This is a genomic window from Paraburkholderia sp. GAS32, from assembly GCF_050434225.1.
Lineage (GTDB): Bacteria > Pseudomonadota > Gammaproteobacteria > Burkholderiales > Burkholderiaceae > Paraburkholderia > Paraburkholderia madseniana.
On sequence record NZ_JBNPVS010000034.1, the window covers coordinates 49,119 to 64,910 of the forward strand.

Annotated in this window: 14 protein-coding genes and 2 pseudogenes; 8 read left to right on the forward strand and 8 right to left on the reverse strand. The window is 59.3% G+C overall.

The window, feature by feature from the left end:
• Positions 1–2: 2 nt before the first annotated feature.
• Both P3T25_RS32535 and P3T25_RS32540 read right to left on the reverse strand, forming a co-directional pair.
• Complete coding sequence (locus tag P3T25_RS32535) at positions 3–836, reverse strand: ABC transporter ATP-binding protein (protein WP_429361013.1); 834 nt, start codon at positions 834–836, stop codon at positions 3–5.
• A complete protein-coding gene (locus P3T25_RS32540) occupies positions 833–1,897 on the reverse strand; it encodes an ABC transporter substrate-binding protein (RefSeq protein WP_429361015.1) in 1,065 nt (354 codons plus the stop codon). Before P3T25_RS32540 ends, P3T25_RS32535 begins: the two co-directional genes overlap by 4 nt.
• An 869-nt stretch (positions 1,898–2,766) precedes the next feature.
• Here P3T25_RS32540 and P3T25_RS32545 point away from each other — a divergent pair.
• The 8 genes from P3T25_RS32545 to P3T25_RS32580 all read left to right on the forward strand — a co-directional run bounded on the left by P3T25_RS32545 (position 2,767) and on the right by P3T25_RS32580 (position 11,308).
• Complete coding sequence (locus P3T25_RS32545) at positions 2,767–4,089, forward strand: hypothetical protein (protein WP_429361017.1); 1,323 nt, start codon at positions 2,767–2,769, stop codon at positions 4,087–4,089.
• 137 nt (positions 4,090–4,226) lie between these two features.
• Positions 4,227–4,979 (forward strand): ABC transporter permease, encoded by a 753-nt coding sequence (locus P3T25_RS32550; protein ID WP_429361019.1) that lies wholly within the window; start codon positions 4,227–4,229, stop codon positions 4,977–4,979.
• Between the two features lie 4 nt (positions 4,980–4,983).
• Positions 4,984–5,781: an ABC transporter ATP-binding protein gene (locus tag P3T25_RS32555; protein WP_429361021.1), complete on the forward strand. Its 798-nt coding sequence runs from the start codon at positions 4,984–4,986 to the stop codon at positions 5,779–5,781.
• Positions 5,778–6,650: an ABC transporter permease gene (locus P3T25_RS32560; protein WP_429361023.1), complete on the forward strand. Its 873-nt coding sequence runs from the start codon at positions 5,778–5,780 to the stop codon at positions 6,648–6,650. The genes P3T25_RS32555 and P3T25_RS32560 overlap by 4 nt, the downstream gene beginning before the upstream one ends.
• 39 nt (positions 6,651–6,689) lie before the next feature.
• The gene (locus P3T25_RS32565) at positions 6,690–7,040 is read left to right on the forward strand and encodes a RidA family protein (protein ID WP_429361025.1); all 351 of its coding nucleotides are present in this window, start codon (positions 6,690–6,692) and stop codon (positions 7,038–7,040) included.
• A gap of 365 nt (positions 7,041–7,405) precedes the next feature.
• Positions 7,406–8,857, forward strand: a complete 1,452-nt coding sequence (gene hydA / locus P3T25_RS32570) for a dihydropyrimidinase (protein WP_429361027.1) — start codon at positions 7,406–7,408, stop codon at positions 8,855–8,857.
• Between the two features lie 52 nt (positions 8,858–8,909).
• Entirely contained in the window at positions 8,910–9,896 is a 987-nt protein-coding gene (locus P3T25_RS32575) for a fumarylacetoacetate hydrolase family protein (protein ID WP_429361029.1), read from the forward strand.
• Positions 9,897–10,189: 293 nt separating this feature from the next.
• Positions 10,190–11,308, forward strand: a complete 1,119-nt coding sequence (locus tag P3T25_RS32580) for a porin (protein WP_429361031.1) — start codon at positions 10,190–10,192, stop codon at positions 11,306–11,308.
• Here the strand turns inward: P3T25_RS32580 and P3T25_RS32585 are convergent.
• The 6 genes and pseudogenes from P3T25_RS32585 to P3T25_RS32610 all read right to left on the reverse strand — a co-directional run bounded on the left by P3T25_RS32585 (position 11,305) and on the right by P3T25_RS32610 (position 15,614).
• On the reverse strand, positions 11,305–12,177 hold the full coding sequence (locus P3T25_RS32585; protein WP_429361033.1) for an IclR family transcriptional regulator: 873 nt from the start codon (positions 12,175–12,177) through the stop codon (positions 11,305–11,307). The two genes, P3T25_RS32580 and P3T25_RS32585, sit on opposite strands and share 4 nt — an antisense overlap.
• 367 nt (positions 12,178–12,544) lie before the next feature.
• A pseudogene (locus P3T25_RS32590) lies at positions 12,545–12,697 on the reverse strand (3-phosphoshikimate 1-carboxyvinyltransferase); the annotation flags it as partial.
• Positions 12,698–12,848: 151 nt separating this feature from the next.
• Positions 12,849–13,796 carry an aldo/keto reductase gene (locus P3T25_RS32595; RefSeq protein WP_429361035.1) on the reverse strand — a complete coding sequence of 316 codons (948 nt, stop codon included), beginning with the start codon at positions 13,794–13,796 and terminating at the stop codon, positions 12,849–12,851.
• 319 nt (positions 13,797–14,115) lie between these two features.
• Positions 14,116–14,247, reverse strand: a pseudogene (locus tag P3T25_RS32600) (3-oxoacyl-ACP reductase); the annotation flags it as partial.
• Positions 14,248–14,353: 106 nt separating this feature from the next.
• Positions 14,354–14,569 (reverse strand): hypothetical protein, encoded by a 216-nt coding sequence (locus tag P3T25_RS32605; RefSeq protein ID WP_429361037.1) that lies wholly within the window; start codon positions 14,567–14,569, stop codon positions 14,354–14,356.
• A 682-nt stretch (positions 14,570–15,251) separates the two neighbouring features.
• On the reverse strand, positions 15,252–15,614 hold the full coding sequence (locus tag P3T25_RS32610) for a response regulator transcription factor (RefSeq protein ID WP_429361039.1): 363 nt from the start codon (positions 15,612–15,614) through the stop codon (positions 15,252–15,254).
• Positions 15,615–15,792: the final 178 nt, after the last annotated feature.

Below are 15,792 nucleotides of genomic sequence, written 5' to 3' on the forward strand. Positions count from 1 at the left end.
TTTCAACGTTCGCCCATGCGCACGTCGAGCTGAGACCAGATCTCGCGTACGTGGGCGGTGAAGACCGCAGCGTCGCGGGCGGCCATCATGTCGTTGCGGTCGCAATCCAGGTGGATCTCGTGGATCGCCTTGATGCGGGACGGACGGTGGGTGAGGACGATCACACGGTCCGACAACGAGACTGCCTCCTCGACGTCGTGTGTGATCAGCAGAACTGAGCGACCCTGGCCCCTGACCAGCCGGGCCATATCGCTTTCCAGCACCAGTTTCGTCTGGAAATCAAGCGCGGCGAACGGCTCGTCGAGCAGCATCACTTCGGGGTCCGTCACCAACGTGCGCGCAAGTGCAACGCGCGCACGCATGCCGCCCGATAAAGCCGACGGGTAGTAGTTGTAGTACGGAGCGAGTCCGACTTTGCCGAGCATCGCATGCGCCTTTTTCTCGCGATGCGCGCGCGACATCCCGGTCAGTTCGAGGCCAAGCGTGACGTTGGCCAACACGTTGCGCCATGGCATCAGCATGTCCTTCTGCAACATGTAGCCGATGCCCTTGGGGACGTCGTCCAGCGCCTGACCGTGCCACAGCACCGCGCCGCGTGTCGGCTGCGTAAGACCGCTCATCAGGTTCAGCAGCGTGGTCTTGCCGCAACCGGATGGGCCCACCAGGCTGACAATTTCCCCAGCGCGCAGGCTGAAGGAAATGTCACCGATGACCTGATTCAACTCGCCTTCATCTTCGCCATACGATTTGCCGACCCCGCGCGCAACCAGCGGGGCGTGCGGGTGGGCGGTCCCCCCCGGCTGCGCCGCAGGCACTACTGCGCCCGCTACATTCATTTGGACACCGCCACCGTTACGCCCGCGCCCGCTGCAGCGGTCTTGGCCGCCTTGTTAGAAAAGGTGTTGTCGATCACGTCCTTATAGGACAGTGTCCCTTGTACGTTGCCCAGGTACTTCTGCATTGATATCAGCTTGTCCCATTGCTGCCGGTCGACCGGCAGCGTCTGCGCCGGGATCTTGTACTGCAACTCCATGTCGATTGCCTCGTTCACCACGTCGGGCGGCAGGTCCGGGAACTCGGCACGGGCAACCTCCTTCGCGTAGTCGGGCTTGGCATATGTAAGACGCGCGGCTTCTTCCAATGCGTTCGTGAGCGACTGCACGACCTCGGGATGGGCCTTGGCATACTCGGGCAGCACCATGATCCCCGTATTGCAGAACGGACCCATATAGCTCGAGAAGTCGAATACCACTTTCGCCCCTTGCGCCATCGCAGCCGCCACCATCGGCTGCTGCGCGAACGCGATGTCGGCGCGACCCGCGAGCATGGCACCAATTTCCGTACCTGGGGTGACTTCGACGATCTTCGCGTCCGTGCCGACTTTCAGGCCATTGTCCTGCAGCAGTTTCTTCGTGACGCTGTACTCGGTATTCGGATCGGGCGACGTGACCAGGGTCAGGCCTTTGAAGGCCTTGGGATCGGTGATGCGCGCCACGGTCTTCGATACGCCAAAGTAATGCGCACGCTGCACCAGCGTCCCGACGACCATGCCTGGTCCGCCGCGCTCGCGAGACATCTCCACCATGGTTGGATCACCGACGGCGAACTGCGCGGTCTTGCCGAGCACCGCGGCGAAAGCTTGCGTGTCCCCACCGGCCGCGGTCAGGTGCACCGTTAGCCCGTACTTCTCGAACAGCTTCGCGTGCTGTGCAACGTAAAGGTCGATGTAACCGAGGTTATGGACGGCCTCGGAAAACTCGATGGGTTGCAGCGACGCCGCGGCAGCGGAGTGAGCGAACCCGAAAGCGCTGAGCGCGGCGAGCAGGACACGCCCAAGCTGGGGCACAGCACTGGTAGCAGAGTCCGAACCGTCTGCTGAGAACGTACGTCTTTTCATTGCTTCAACTCCGACAATAATGAGAGCGCAAAACGAAAAAGGTCCGGCATCAGACGCGCTGATGTCGGACCTTTTTGGCCGGTGTTATCCAAGACGCCTTTGTCTCGGACAACGGGAATGCTGTTTGATGATCGCCGTGCACTGCGAACCTCAGTGGCTCATTAAGCAACGGCCATGCCAGTTTGCGCGACGCCGTAGGTGCGGAGTTTACCGATCCTTGCGAACCCCCAATGGAAGTGGGATCGCTTACCTGTCACGCAAAGCAAACAAGGCCACGTGAACGACTTGCGCAAGCGCCGGGCGTGCACCACCTCGCGTACTCCTTCCCGTATTTCTTCGCATCACAGCACGCCAATGGTGCAGCAACGCACGGGAAACTGGCATTCGATAGTTTTCCGAAACTCATCCCGATACCCTCAACTTATTGTTGTGCGCCGACCGAAGATACGGCGAGTGGGGATGCCGGACTCGCGCAGCGATAGGTCGCGAATTGGATCGGCATCATCGAAACGTCGTTCGTCCTGGGACGCGCACCCCGGCAGAGTGGCTTAATGCGGCAGAACCCATTTCACCCCGTAGAAACGATAAGGCAATGAAAAATATAGCTATTTTTTTGTCTTTCCAATGTGCGGGAACGGCGCCTCGCGGCAATTATTGACGCGATATCTTGATTGCGAGTCATGCAGCACGAGGTCCTCGAAACGCTGGACGCGACAAACGAGCAAGCAACACCAGGACATTCGAAACACAACATCGCCCGGTCACTGCACGAAGTGATGGTGCGACAAATGCGTCACGTAACGGTGGCCGAGCGTTTGCCCCGCGTAACGCACACATACGGTATGTCATCACTTATAAGGAAGTTGACGATGTCGAAATCAGATCTTTTCCATCCCTTCAAGCGGGCGGGCGTGGCGATCGCGCTGGCCAGTCTGGGACTCGTCACGAGCATCGCGGCATTCGCCGCAGACCGCTTCGTGCCCGCGGCGCCTGAAGCAGGGACGAGCATCCCCCAGCAGCAGGTGAAGTTCGGGATGCGTCCATTTGCCGACAACACGTTCTACGTCATTGCGATGCAGAAGGGCTGGTTCAAGGATGTCGGCATCGGGATCGACCCCGCACCCGAAGGGCTCAAGGTCAACGACACCAATGCCACTGCGCTGCTGCTCAACGGGCAGGTGGATGTGATCAGCGAAAACTGTCCCAACATGCTGCCGACCTACAAATCGGCACGGACGCTCAAATGCGTTGGCTTCACGGACAATTTCCTCGGCAACGCGATCCTGGCCAATCCGCGCTTGCACCTCAAATCATTTAAGGACTATATCGCGCAGGGCATGAGTTTCGATGCCGCGCTCCACGCGGCACTGGCTCCGCTCGAGGGCAAGACGCTGGTAGGTCCGCCGCAAGTGACCGACCGGCCGTTCGAAATCCTCGCCTCCAGCATGTCCAAGGTGAACTGGAACCTGCAGGTGCTCGATGATTCGAAATCGGTGGTACTCGCCCGTGCGGGTCGCGAAGACTTCGTCAACCCCGACGGGGCACCGATCGTCTACTCGCTCGAGCAGGCAGGATGGACCGATATCCTCGACGTGGGCGACATGAACAAGTACGCACCTGCCGGAGCGGGCTCGCCGGTCGAGCATCTGGTGACGGTCGTCGGAGTTGGCGCCAACGGAAACTTTGTCAATAGCCACCCGAATGCCATCCTGCGGTTCATGTCGGTGGTGTGGCGTACCCTCGACGCGGTCAAGAAGGATCCGTCGCTGTTCGCGCTGCAGGCGCCGTATCTGAACAGCGTGGCGGGCACGTCGCTGAATGCGAAGGACGTACAGAACGCGGTGGACCGGCTCGATCCGTTCTCGACGTATGACTACAACGCCACGTATTTCACCGACGAAAAGAATGTGTACTTCTACAAGAACGCGTGGTCAGCGATCATCGACGACATTGCCACCAGTGGGATCATCGGCAAGGGCTCAGTCACGCCGGAAGATGTCGTCTGGGCCGCGCCAATCTGGCAGCAGATGAAGGATTATCAAACCAGGACCGATGCCCTTTTGAAGACGCTTGATGGCGAGAGTCTGCCGGCTGACAAGGCGAATCTTCTCAAGCAGGCACATCAGTACTACACATGGTTCGATTTCCTGGACGCCTATCGTTTCGCAAGTGCCGCAAGCAGCAAGGCGTAAGGAGTATTGCGATGTTTCGTAGTACGGCATCACAAGTGACAAGGGCAGGCAACCGGGTGAAGCTCTCGCGTCCGCGAGCCTCGAGTCGCGCGTTATGGCGACGCTTCGACCCGCTGGCACTTCTCGGGATCGTGCTCATGGTCGTTGGCTGGCATATCGCCAGTCGCTTCGTGGCGGGGTCCATTTTGCCCTCGCCGTTGAACGTCGCCAGACGCATCGCTGCAGACTTCTGGGTCGCTCGGGAGCTGACCTATTACGGGCTGGGCAACACAGGGCTCTTCGACAGCCTGGTGTTTACCGGTGTCAATGTGCTTGTGGCCGTCTTCGCTGGCTCGCTTATCGGCATCACGATAGGCTTGCTGGGGGCCCGCTCGAAATGGCTGGGCCCGCTGGTGCAGCCGGTGATGATGACCGTTGGCACCGTGCCGACGCTGGTAATCGCGCCGTTCTTCCTGATCTGGTTCGGCGTGGGGCGGGGTAGCTCGATCCTGCTGGTCCTCGTGTATTGCGCCGTGATCCTCTATGTGTTTGCCCAGCGCGCTGCCGATAACCTGGACCCGGTATTCGAAGATTACGCGCGAACGCTCGGCGCGAGCCCACGGCGCGTGATTCGCGATGTGTTGATCCCAGGCACCGTGCCGCAGATTCTCGGGGGCATCCGCATCGCGCTGGCGGGCGCGTGGGGCATTGAAGCGATCGTCGAACTGCTTGGCGCGCAACAAGGAATCGGCAAGATTGTTTCAGTACTCGCCCAGTCGATCGACATAGAAGGCATCTTTGCCGCCTTGGTGATGTTAGCGATTGTGGCGATCGCATGTGATGTATTGACCGCCTGGGTAATCGAGCGCCTGGCCCCGTGGAGCCCCGCTGCAGCCCGGCATAAGGAGTAAGGAAATGTCTTCGCTTATTGATGGCTCGACGATCACGGCCAACAACGTGTCACAGCGCTTCAGGCGCGCCGACGGGCAACTGGTGAATGCGCTCGCTTCGGTCAGCTTCACCATCCCGGAGGGCCAGTTCGTATGTCTGGTGGGCCCGTCGGGCTGCGGCAAAAGTACCTTGCTGCAAGTCATGTCGGGCTTGCTCGCGGCCACCGACGGCACGTTGGAGGTAGGCAATAAACGCGTGACCCAGCCGGCACCTGAGCGCGGCGTCGTGTTCCAGAAAGACAGCGTGTTTCCGTGGCTGCGCGTAATCGACAACGTGGAGTACGGACTGAAGTGCGCTGGTGTTGCGAATGGGAAGCGCCGCGAGATTGCCGAACATTACCTCGAACGAGTGGGCTTGAGCCACGTCAGTCGTGCATGGCCACGTGAGCTGTCGGGCGGTATGCTCAAGCGGGTGGCGATCGCGACGGTCTTCGCCAACGGAGCGAATGTGCTAATGCTCGACGAACCATTCGGCGCACTCGACTACGTGACGCGTCGGCAGTTGCAGGAGGTGCTACTCACGTTGTGGGGTGAGACGACCGGAAGCGGCCATCGCCGCACGGTGATTTTCGTCACCCACGACGTCGATGAGGCATTGCTGCTGGCCGACCGCATCCTGGTGTTGCGTGGCGGCCGACTGGTGGACGACCTCGCGGTTGCCGCGCCACGTCCGCGCAATACCGACAGCCTGTTGCGGGCAGATCTCGTGCATACCCGGCATACCTTGCTGAATCATCTCGGCCTTGAGCGGAGCCATGCATGAATCGTCAACTTTCGCGTGGCGGCCAACTGGCTGTCTCCGTACTTGTCCTGCTTGCCATGGCGGGCGGCTGGCAGGTGCTGTCACTCATCTATATTGCCGAGGCCGCACCGGGTGAGCCGTTGGTGCCTGGCTGGCAGGTGCTATTCACGCACACGTTCCAGTCGCTGTCCGATTACTGGCCCGGCGGGCTTGGTGTGCCGTCGGTGGCCGAAGGTGCACCGCGCAGCTACACAGCCGCCGCGCTCGCGGTACTGCTGCATTCCTGGGACACCATGCTGCGCCTCTATACCGGGTTCGCGTGCGGTGCGTTGGGCGGCGCGGCCCTTGGACTCGCGGTGTCGTGGTCAAACTGGTCGCGCCGGCTGGTGAACTTGCCCTTGCAGTTCTTGCGGACCTTGCCTCTTCTTGCAATGGTGCCGCTGTTCGAATTGTGGTTCGGTACTTACTTCGCTGGCAAAGTTCTCTTCGTCGCCTATGGAGTCGGCGTGATCTTCTTTGCGGGGGTCGTCAACGCTGTGGGCAATGTGCCGCAGTTGTATATCGACTATGCACGCACGCTCGGCGCCTCTCGCTTGCGCCTGTACCGCACGGTGATCATTCCCGCGATCCTGCCCGAACTTCGTTCTTCTATCCTGCTCAGTCTGGGCACCGCCTGGGCGGCCGTGCTTGGGGCCGAGTATCTCGGCGCCCAGTCCGGCATCGGTTACATAATCGAGTATGCGAGCCAGTTCGGCTATGTGGATCGCATGTTCCTGATCGCGCTCGTGATCGTTGTCTACGCATCGATCAGTTACGCGCTGTTCAACTGGCTGGCGTCGAGGTTGCTCGTGTGGACCCCGGGAGCCCAGCCACGCCGGCGCGTCGCTTAACGCAGTCGTTTTCAACCCCCAGCTACTTCAAGGTACGACATGATTGAACGCATCGATTCCGGCAAACGCTTGAGCAAGGTCGTGATCGCCAACGGATTTGCATTCCTCTCGGGCTTTACTGCCAATGTAGTGACCCCGGGCGACGTCCGGGCGCAGGCCGCCGACGTGCTGGCGCAAATCGACGACTTGCTGGCCAAAGCCGCTACGTCAAAATCAAAAGTGGTTCGCATCAACATCTGGCTCGACGACATGCGCGACTTCGATGCCATGAACGAGGTCTATGAGAGTTGGATCGATCCGCAATGTCCGCCGGCGCGTGCGACCGTGGAATCACGGCTAGCGATAGAAGGCACGCTCGTGGAGATCATGGCCACGGCGGTTGTCGACTGACGTTCACGGCGATCGCGGCCGGGTGTTGCGGCAAGCGTGCGGATGCTACACAGGAGTCAAAGGGGCCACGTGGCCCCTTTTGCTTTTCTGTCGCCGCTGTCCGTCTTTCGAACCGGCCGCGCGGGGTGCTTGAGATTCCACCGCCTGGAAGCGCTAACGCACGGTTTACAAACGGTTTTTTATGTCCATTCCGACGCCCGGGATTTCCTTCGCGTTGCAGATATGAGCAGCTATTTTCGATCTCTGGCACATGCCGGAGAACAGTCGGCGCTGAACGCCCTGCCGTTTCCGGTTCGAGAGAGTTCCGCCCGATGAACTTGCCATTGGCAGGCTCGGGGCGGCAGTAACCACACCTGGAGAGCGTCATGCAAGCAACAGTCATCCGTGGCGGCACGGTTATCAATCATGATCGCGCGTTCAAGTCCGACGTGCTGTGCGTCGATGGGGTCATCGCTGCCGTCGGGCCCGACCTCGATGCGCCCGCCGGCGCCGAGATCGTCGACGCAGGCGGGCAGTACGTGATGCCGGGCGGCATCGACCCGCACACCCACATGCAGATGCCGTTCATGGGGTTCGTTACCATGGACGACTTCTACACCGGCACAGCAGCGGGCCTTGCGGGAGGCACTACCACCATCATCGATTTCGTCATACCCAGTCAGCAGCAACCCCTGATGGAGGCTTACCGGACCTGGCGAGATTGGGCTACCAAAGCCGCGTGTGACTACACGTTTCACGTGGCGGTGACCTGGTGGGACCAGAGCGTGCATGACGATATGGGTACGCTCGTCCGCGACGAGGGAGTCAACAGTTTCAAGCATTTCATGGCCTACAAGGACAGCATCATGGCTGACGATGGTGTCCTCGCCAATAGCTTCCAGCGCTGCCTTGAACTCGGCGCAATGCCTACCGTGCACGCGGAATTCGGCGAGATGGTGTTCGTGCTGCAGCAAAAGCTGCTGGCAAGCGGCATCACCGGCCCCGAGGGCCATCCTCTATCGCGGCCGCCCGTGCTTGAAGGTGAAGCCGCTGAGCGCGCCATTGCCATCGCGAAAGTGTTCGATGTGCCGGTGTATATCGTGCACGTCTCGAGCAGCGACGGTGTGGATGCGATCGCGCGGGCCCGAGCACGCGGGCAGAAAGTGTTTGGCGAAGCGCTGGCGGGTCATTTGTGCGTGGACGATGCGGCCTATCGCAATCCCGACTTCACATTTGCCGCAGGTCATGTGATGAGCCCTCCGTTTCGTGCGCCGGAGCACCAGACGGCGCTTTGGAAAGCACTGCAAAGCGGGACGTTGCAAACCACTGCCACCGACCATTGCTCCTTTTGCACGGCGCAAAAGGCTGCTGGTCTCGGCGATTTTACGAAAATACCAAACGGCTGCGGCGGTGTCGAAGAGCGCATGCTCGCGGTGTGGGACGAGGGTGTGAACCAACGCGGCCTGAGCCCGAGCGAGTTCGTCAAGATCACTTCGACCAATGCCGCACAGATGTTCAATCTCTACCCGCGCAAGGGACTGATTGCCGTGGGCGCCGACGCGGACCTGGTGGTATGGGATCCGAAGGGCACCAAAACGCTCTCGGCGAAAACGCAGTTTGGCAAGAGCGACTTCAACGTATTCGAGGGGCGGACGGTAACGGGCATTCCGACCCACACGATATCCCGCGGCGAACTCGTCTTCAAGCAGGGCGAGTTACGAGCCAGGGGCGGGGCAGGGCGTTACCTGAAGCGGCCGGCGTTCACCGCGGGCTTTGACGTCCTTGGTCGCTTCTCCCGAGCCGCAGGCGCTGCAACCAGTTCAGGCAACGCCAAATGACCGGCTGCGTGATGGTCAGCTTCGATAATCTCCGACTCTTCCCGGGATCTGTATGAAACTCGCTTCGCTAAAGGCCGGCGGCCGAGACGGCACGCTGCTCGTGGTGTCGCGCGATCTGCAACGCGCGGTGGTAGCCGGGGCGGCCGCGCCGACGCTGCAGTCCGCTCTGGATCGATGGAGTGACGCGGCCCCCGTCCTTGATTTGCTGTACCGGCAGCTCAACGAGGGGCAGTTGGAAAATGCCGCTGCCTTCGACGCACACGCTTGCACTGCGCCGCTGCCGCGCGCCTATCAATGGCTGGATGGCTCGGGATTTCCGAATCACATGCGGGTTATCAACGGTGCTAGCAACGCTTCGGCACCAGTCGCACTGCCGGCATTTCCGTTGATGTACCAGGGTGCGTCAGATGACTTCATTGGCGCGCATGACCCGGTGCACCTGCCTGCCGAAAGTGACGAAATCGACTTCGAGGGCGAGGCCGCCGTGGTGCTCGACGATGTGCCAATGGGGGTTCCCGCGCAGGACGCGCAGAAGCATATCAAGCTGGTGATGCTGCTCAACGACATCAGCTTGCGAGCGTATGCGCCTCGCGAAAGTGCGGGCGGGTTCGGTTTCATCAATGCGAAGGGCGTGACCAGTTTCGCACCGGTTGCGGTCACGCCGGACGAACTCGGTAACGCGTGGCGCGACGGGCGCATCGAATTGCCCATGCGGGTATCGCGCAACGGCGAGTGGTTCGGCCATCCGGGTGGCGAAGCCATGCACTTCACTTTTCCGATGCTGATCGAGCACGCGGCGCGCCGGCGCAATCTGAGAGCGGGCACGATCGTTGGCTCCGGCACGTTCTCGAACTCGCAACGGGATGCGGGTTCGGCCACGATCATCGAGAGGCGTGCGCTCGAAACCGCAGACGCCGGCACACCGCATACTCGGTACTTGCAGTTTGGCGAGACGATTCGCATTGAGATGCTGGACAGTGGAGGGCATTCGATCTTCGGCCCCATCGAACAAAAGGTATTGAAGAGTGAAGGCCTTTGATTGAAAGAGCACAGCGAGTGAAGACAAACGAGCCGGGGTTATCCCCGGCTTTTTTATTTTGGTCTACTAGTGAGTAGAGCGATCGGGAAGAACGTGAAGGATACCAGGTGGCACACCCGAAAAGCCTGTCTCCGATGTCTGGTATTTCGTCGGATTGTTCTTCTATGTCGCTGTTTTTAAAAGCCTTATCGATGCTGTTCCACGGCGCAGAATTGCTCTATTGCGGTAGTTCTGGCGAGATAACTTAGGAGGACTTTAAAGTCATCAAAAACTTCTCACCTGGAGCCTCAATCATGAAACATCTGTTGTCGAAAGCGTCGTTTCACATGATCGCATTGCTGGGATTGAGCACCGGCATTGCACACGCGCAAAGCAGTGTCACCTTATATGGAGCCGCGGACGATGGACTGTCCTACGCCAACAATCAGGGCGGCAAAAGCAGTCTTCAGGCCGTCAGCGGTATGCCCACCGGCAGCCGCTGGGGACTCACCGGTGTGGAAGATCTCGGCGGAGGTCTGAAGACGATCTTTACGCTGGAAAATGGCTTCGACCTGAACACGGGCGAGCTGGGTCAGGGCGGGAGAGAGTTTGGACGGCAAGCATTCATGGGTCTGGCCGGTAAATTCGGCACCCTGACTCTCGGGCGCCAGTATGACCTGGTAGTCGACTATGTGCAGCCGCTGGCGGCCAACGGGACTTGGGGCGGTGCGTACTTCTCGCACGCGGAGGACGTCGACAACATTAACAATAGCTTCGTGGTCGACCGTAGCATCAAGTTCGCCAGCACCGACTACGGCGGCTTCCGGTTCTCTGGCATGTACAGCCTGGGCGGGGTGCCGGGACAGTATGGCGAGAACCAGGTCTGGAGCGTGGCTGCGGGCTATGACGGCGGTCCGCTGCATATCGGGGGTGCCTATCTCGACATTCGCAATCCTGAGACCGCGGTGCAGGGCAACCAGAACACACCCACCTTTACCAACGTGATCTACGGCAACTATGTTGCTGCGGCGACGAGCCAGAAGATTGCGGCACTTGGGGCTGCTTACACGATCGGCAAGCTCAAGATGCTTGGCAATGTGTCGGGTGTGGTGTTCAAGGACGGTAGCGACGGCCAGGATGTCAGCTTCGGTACGGCCGAAGCCGGCGCAGGCTGGCAGATCACACCCGCGGCGCTAGTTGCTGCCGACTATGGCTATGTGACGGGCAAGGTGGACGCCACGGGGCAGCATCCGCGTTACCATCAGTTCAATCTGTTTTCGAGCTATGCTCTCTCGGCGCGGACCACGGTGTATGCGCTGGCGGTGTATCAACTTGCGGTGGGCGACGCCCAGCAGGCGCAGATCACAGGCTTTAACGCCTCCAGCACGAACCGGCAGGTCGCACTGCGTGCTGGTCTACAGCACGTGTTTTAACGCGCACTAGCGGGCAGCCCCGACGAAGACAACACGGCGTCGGCTGGCTGCCTGCCACCAAAGGCGGCCGTGATTTCTCGCGCCGCAAGTATCGTGTTCTGGCCGAGTTCTTCCATGCGCTGCATCGTCACACGCAGCGTCGAACCCACCACGCTAAGGGCAGCTACGGGTATCGACAATTCATCAAAAATGGGCGCAGCTACGCAGCGCACGCCCATAGAGGTCTCTTCATTATCTATGGCATAGCCCACACGGCGTACTTCCTGCAATTCACTATGCAGTGCTGTCGGGCGGGCAATCGATTGGCGGGTGAGCCGTTGTAAACCACCGCGTTGGACGAACGATGCAATTTCCGTGTCTGACATCGCAGCGAGAACGGCTTTGCCCATCGCCGTGCATGCTAACGGAGTCCGATTTCCGGGTCTGGACGACGCGTGCATCATCTCGCGACTTTGCATTTGCAACAGTAACAGCATGTCGTGTTCATCAACACAGCCCAGCTGGACGGTTTCGCCGCTGACGTCGCGCAGGCGGCGCATCGCTGGAGTAGCCAGTTCGGTCAAGTGGCGGCGCCCTCCGAACACAGCCCCGACCGAGAAACACTGCGCACCGATATACCATAATGCCCTGTCGCGTTGAAAGCAGACAAAGCGCTTCTGCTCCAGTGTGGTCAACAATCGGTGTACGGTCGATGCCGGCAGGCCGGTTCGTTCCGACAGATCAATTAATCTGTAACCCTGATCATCTTCGGCAAGGATTTCAAGCAGCGAAAGCGCACGCAGCAAAACCTGAACGGAGCTTTTATCCTCGCGAACGATGCTATGTACATTGACCTCACTCTTACGTCGAGTCTGTGATCCTCGTTGCATTTTTTGAGACCTCCTGTCAGCGGAAGGGAGCGCGTACTCTCATCGCGATGATGTGCATACTTCGGGAGGTCCTGGAGTCGCAAGTTACGTGCCAATGTTTGGCTTGGTGCAGACAGCCGGGCGATCACCTTTCGTGGTCAATCGCTTTTGATACGGTGTGGCAATGGTGCACGGTTTCGGCGCACCTCACCATTTGGAAGCGAGGAGTGCACCGTAACAAGTCGTTTATGCTGCGTGCGGGCCAGCGGCGTATCGGGCTCAACATCTACACAACCCGGAGCTTACGGTCAGACCGGCTCTTGTGATGCGGAGCGTCGCGGAAGGGGGGAATAGACCACGGCGAACGTGGTGGTGAGCGAGTTGCGGCTCAGGCCTTATTTGCGATTTTTGTAAAGTACTTGAAATAGTCGGGTAATGTCTTGCCGACGCATCCTGATTCAATGATGCCCACTGGCACGCCACCTAGGCCCACTAGCGAAAAACACATCGCAATACGGTGATCATCATAGGTGTCGATCGCCGTCGGAACGCGTGACACACGAAATGTCCACGTGTTCACGACGGCTTTAAAGCGGCGAACCCGAGGGCGCAATTCTGGGCCCGACCCGAGCCGTGCCGAACGGATGCCCGACAGTTCCACGTCGTGTGCCCGATTCGAACAGTTCTGCGTACTAGTCACTAGCCTTGCTGAGCATCGCAATGGCCTCGGAAGGCAGGCGCACATGTGCGGCGGCCATCAGGTCGTCCAGTTGACGGAGCGAGGTGGCGCTGGCAATCGGTGCAGCAACCGTTGGCTGCGCGATCAACCAGGCCAGCGCGATCTGTGCGGGTGTCTTGCGCAGACCCTGTCCAACTTCGTCCAGTGCCGCGAGAATGCGCATGCCTCGCGCGTTCATGTAGGGCTTGACCGCATCGCTGCGCGCGCTGCTACCCAGGTCCCCGGACGTGCGGTACTTGCCCGTCAGGAAGCCGTTGGCCAATGAAAAGTACGAGAGCACGCCGACGTTGTACTTCTCGCAAACACCCCGAGCAACACTTTCGAATTCGGCCCGATCGTAAAGGTTGTAGTGCGGCTGGAGCGTCTGATATGCAGGCAGGCCTTTGCTGCTGCTGACCTGGAGACTCTCTTCGAGTCGCGCCGCCGAATAGTTCGAAGCACCGATGGCTCGCACCTTGCCTTGCTTGATCAGGCGATCGTACGTGTCGAGGGTTTCCTCGAGCGGTGTCCCGCGATCGTCCTCATGCGACTGGTAGAGATCGATGTAGTCCGTGTTCAGCCGCCGCAATGACGCCTCAACGGCCTCGATGATGTATCGTTTCGACAACCCATTTTGGCCCGGTCCCATCTCCATGCCCACCTTGGTAGCAAGCACGATCTTGTCCCGCTTGCCGCTGCGGGCTAGCCATTTGCCGAGGATCGTCTCGGACTCGCCGCCCTTTAGCCCTGGAATCCAGTTCGCATAGACGTCGGCCGTATCGATGAGGTTGAAACCCGACGACGAAAAGGCGTCCAGAATGCTGAACGAAGTGGTTTCGTCGGCAGTCCACCCGAAAACATTCCCGCCCAAAGCAAATGGCGCGACGCTGATACCTGTATGTCCTAACTTACGCTGATCCAATTTCGCTTTCCTCGGAGTTGCTGAGTATGGTGTCGGCGTGCGCTGTGCGCACCCGCGAATGGCCGGCAAATACCGGCCGTAAGACCGGTTAGCAATGGAGCTTCGCGGCTGGCAACAAAGGTATCGCGTCAATAACGCCGCTCAGGCGGCTTTTCACACAGTGGATTTTTTGGACACAACTTCTTATATTTCAGACACTTACGTGAATTTTTAAATGAAATTGTCGTGTACGGGAGTTCGCCATCCGCCGCGGTAATAGGTCGTTTGTGCATGCCCAGCAACGCGAGGACGAGGCCCGTTACATGACTGGAACAGCCTCAAGGCTGGCGATGTAACCGACAGATTCTGCAACGTGTTTCACATCAAACATGGGCTCCGGTGCCATCGTTCCATTTGCCTGGCGTACGCCGCGCGTCATGCGCTCGGACAGTTCCGTTAGCGCATTGCCAACGAAGGGAATCGGGATTGCCGTGCCGTGTCAGTTCGCCAATGAAGCTGTGCGCGCGCCGCAGTCCACGCGGATCGGCCACGTGCTGATGAACTCGGGGGGTTTTGTATCAGTGGTTCAGACAGAAGCACGCGCTCACAGCTTCGGCAGGCGACAGGCCAGTGTGGAAGTAAGCCTGCAATCGGCGGACGATCGTATCGTCCGGTTCCCAAAGCGCGCGAATGAAGCCCTCTTCGATGGCTTTCTCGTACACGGCTTTCGCCCATGCGCACAGGTCGAGTTCGTGGGAAGAAGGGAGTGTTATCTGATCGGATGGGATGAACATGACGACCTCCACAACATCGAAAATGTACGTGGTGAAATCCCGGGGATGCGGATAACGGCCGTGAATAGGTACGACATTTCTTCGTTTCAACGATTGGGATGCGCTATGGTCTTAATCATCACGGCAAGCAAAGTCGCCACGACGACAAGGAAGCCGAGCATGTAAATAAGCACGATGGTCAGCATCGTTTGCTCCTTCTTCAGATTGCCGCAATTGCGGCGGCCACCACCGGCTGACAGCATGGGCGACGATCGCGCAACGGGTCCACGGTCTAAGCCGCGAGACGCACGGTGAACTCAATCGTCAAGAAACCGGATGCAGGTTCGCGTATTGATTGAACGAACTAGTGATGAACAAGACTGACCATGTCGGGCGCATCGCGCTTGCACATTGGCCTTGAAAACAATGTACAGGTCCGAGGCGCATGAAACCATTCTACGAACGATTCGAACGCCGGCGCGTATGGATAGGAATCCCATACCAGCGTATAACCTGCGCGATTGCTGAAGGCGATGAAATATGTCCTTCGCAATGAAGCTCTTTTTCAAATGGCAATAGCTGCCGGCGTGACGCCATGCGGGCCGAAGTCGTCCTGACGGCGAGGGGAACTGAAGCGGTGACGGCAAGGATTGCGCGGCCCGGCATGACGGCAGTCTTCTGACGAACTGGCAACGCGCTATGGCTAATCCAGCGCGAGATTGAGCAGTCGCTCGATAGTAGCGGCATCAACGGGCTTCTCGATGAAAGGGGGTGCACCTCTGGCCTGGATTTTGGCCTCAAGGGAAGCGGTCGGGAATCCCGTGGTGAATATGATCGGAATTGCGTATCCGAGGGCCAGCAGACGGTCGTGCATTTCGATTCCGGACAAGCCCGGCATGCGTATATCCGAAATCAGGCATGACGTTTCGTCGATTAACTCTGACTCCAGAAATTCTTCCGCAGATGCAAACACTCGTGCCTGCCACCCTAGCGAACGAACCAGACTCGCGGTCGCCACCCGGGCTCCCTCATCGTCATCGACGATGGAAATGATTTGAGAAGACACAAGCGACGGGCCTCGGCACACTAGAATCGGAACGTGCCAAACGGAATCGTGTGGCATGCGACTCAAATCAATCGTAGCTCGGAAACCACCGCGCGGAAATGATACGAATGTATAAACGGTTCATGAGCGTAGTGTCGGTCCGGATGCGTCTCGATCGTGCTCTCTAACACTAGCGATT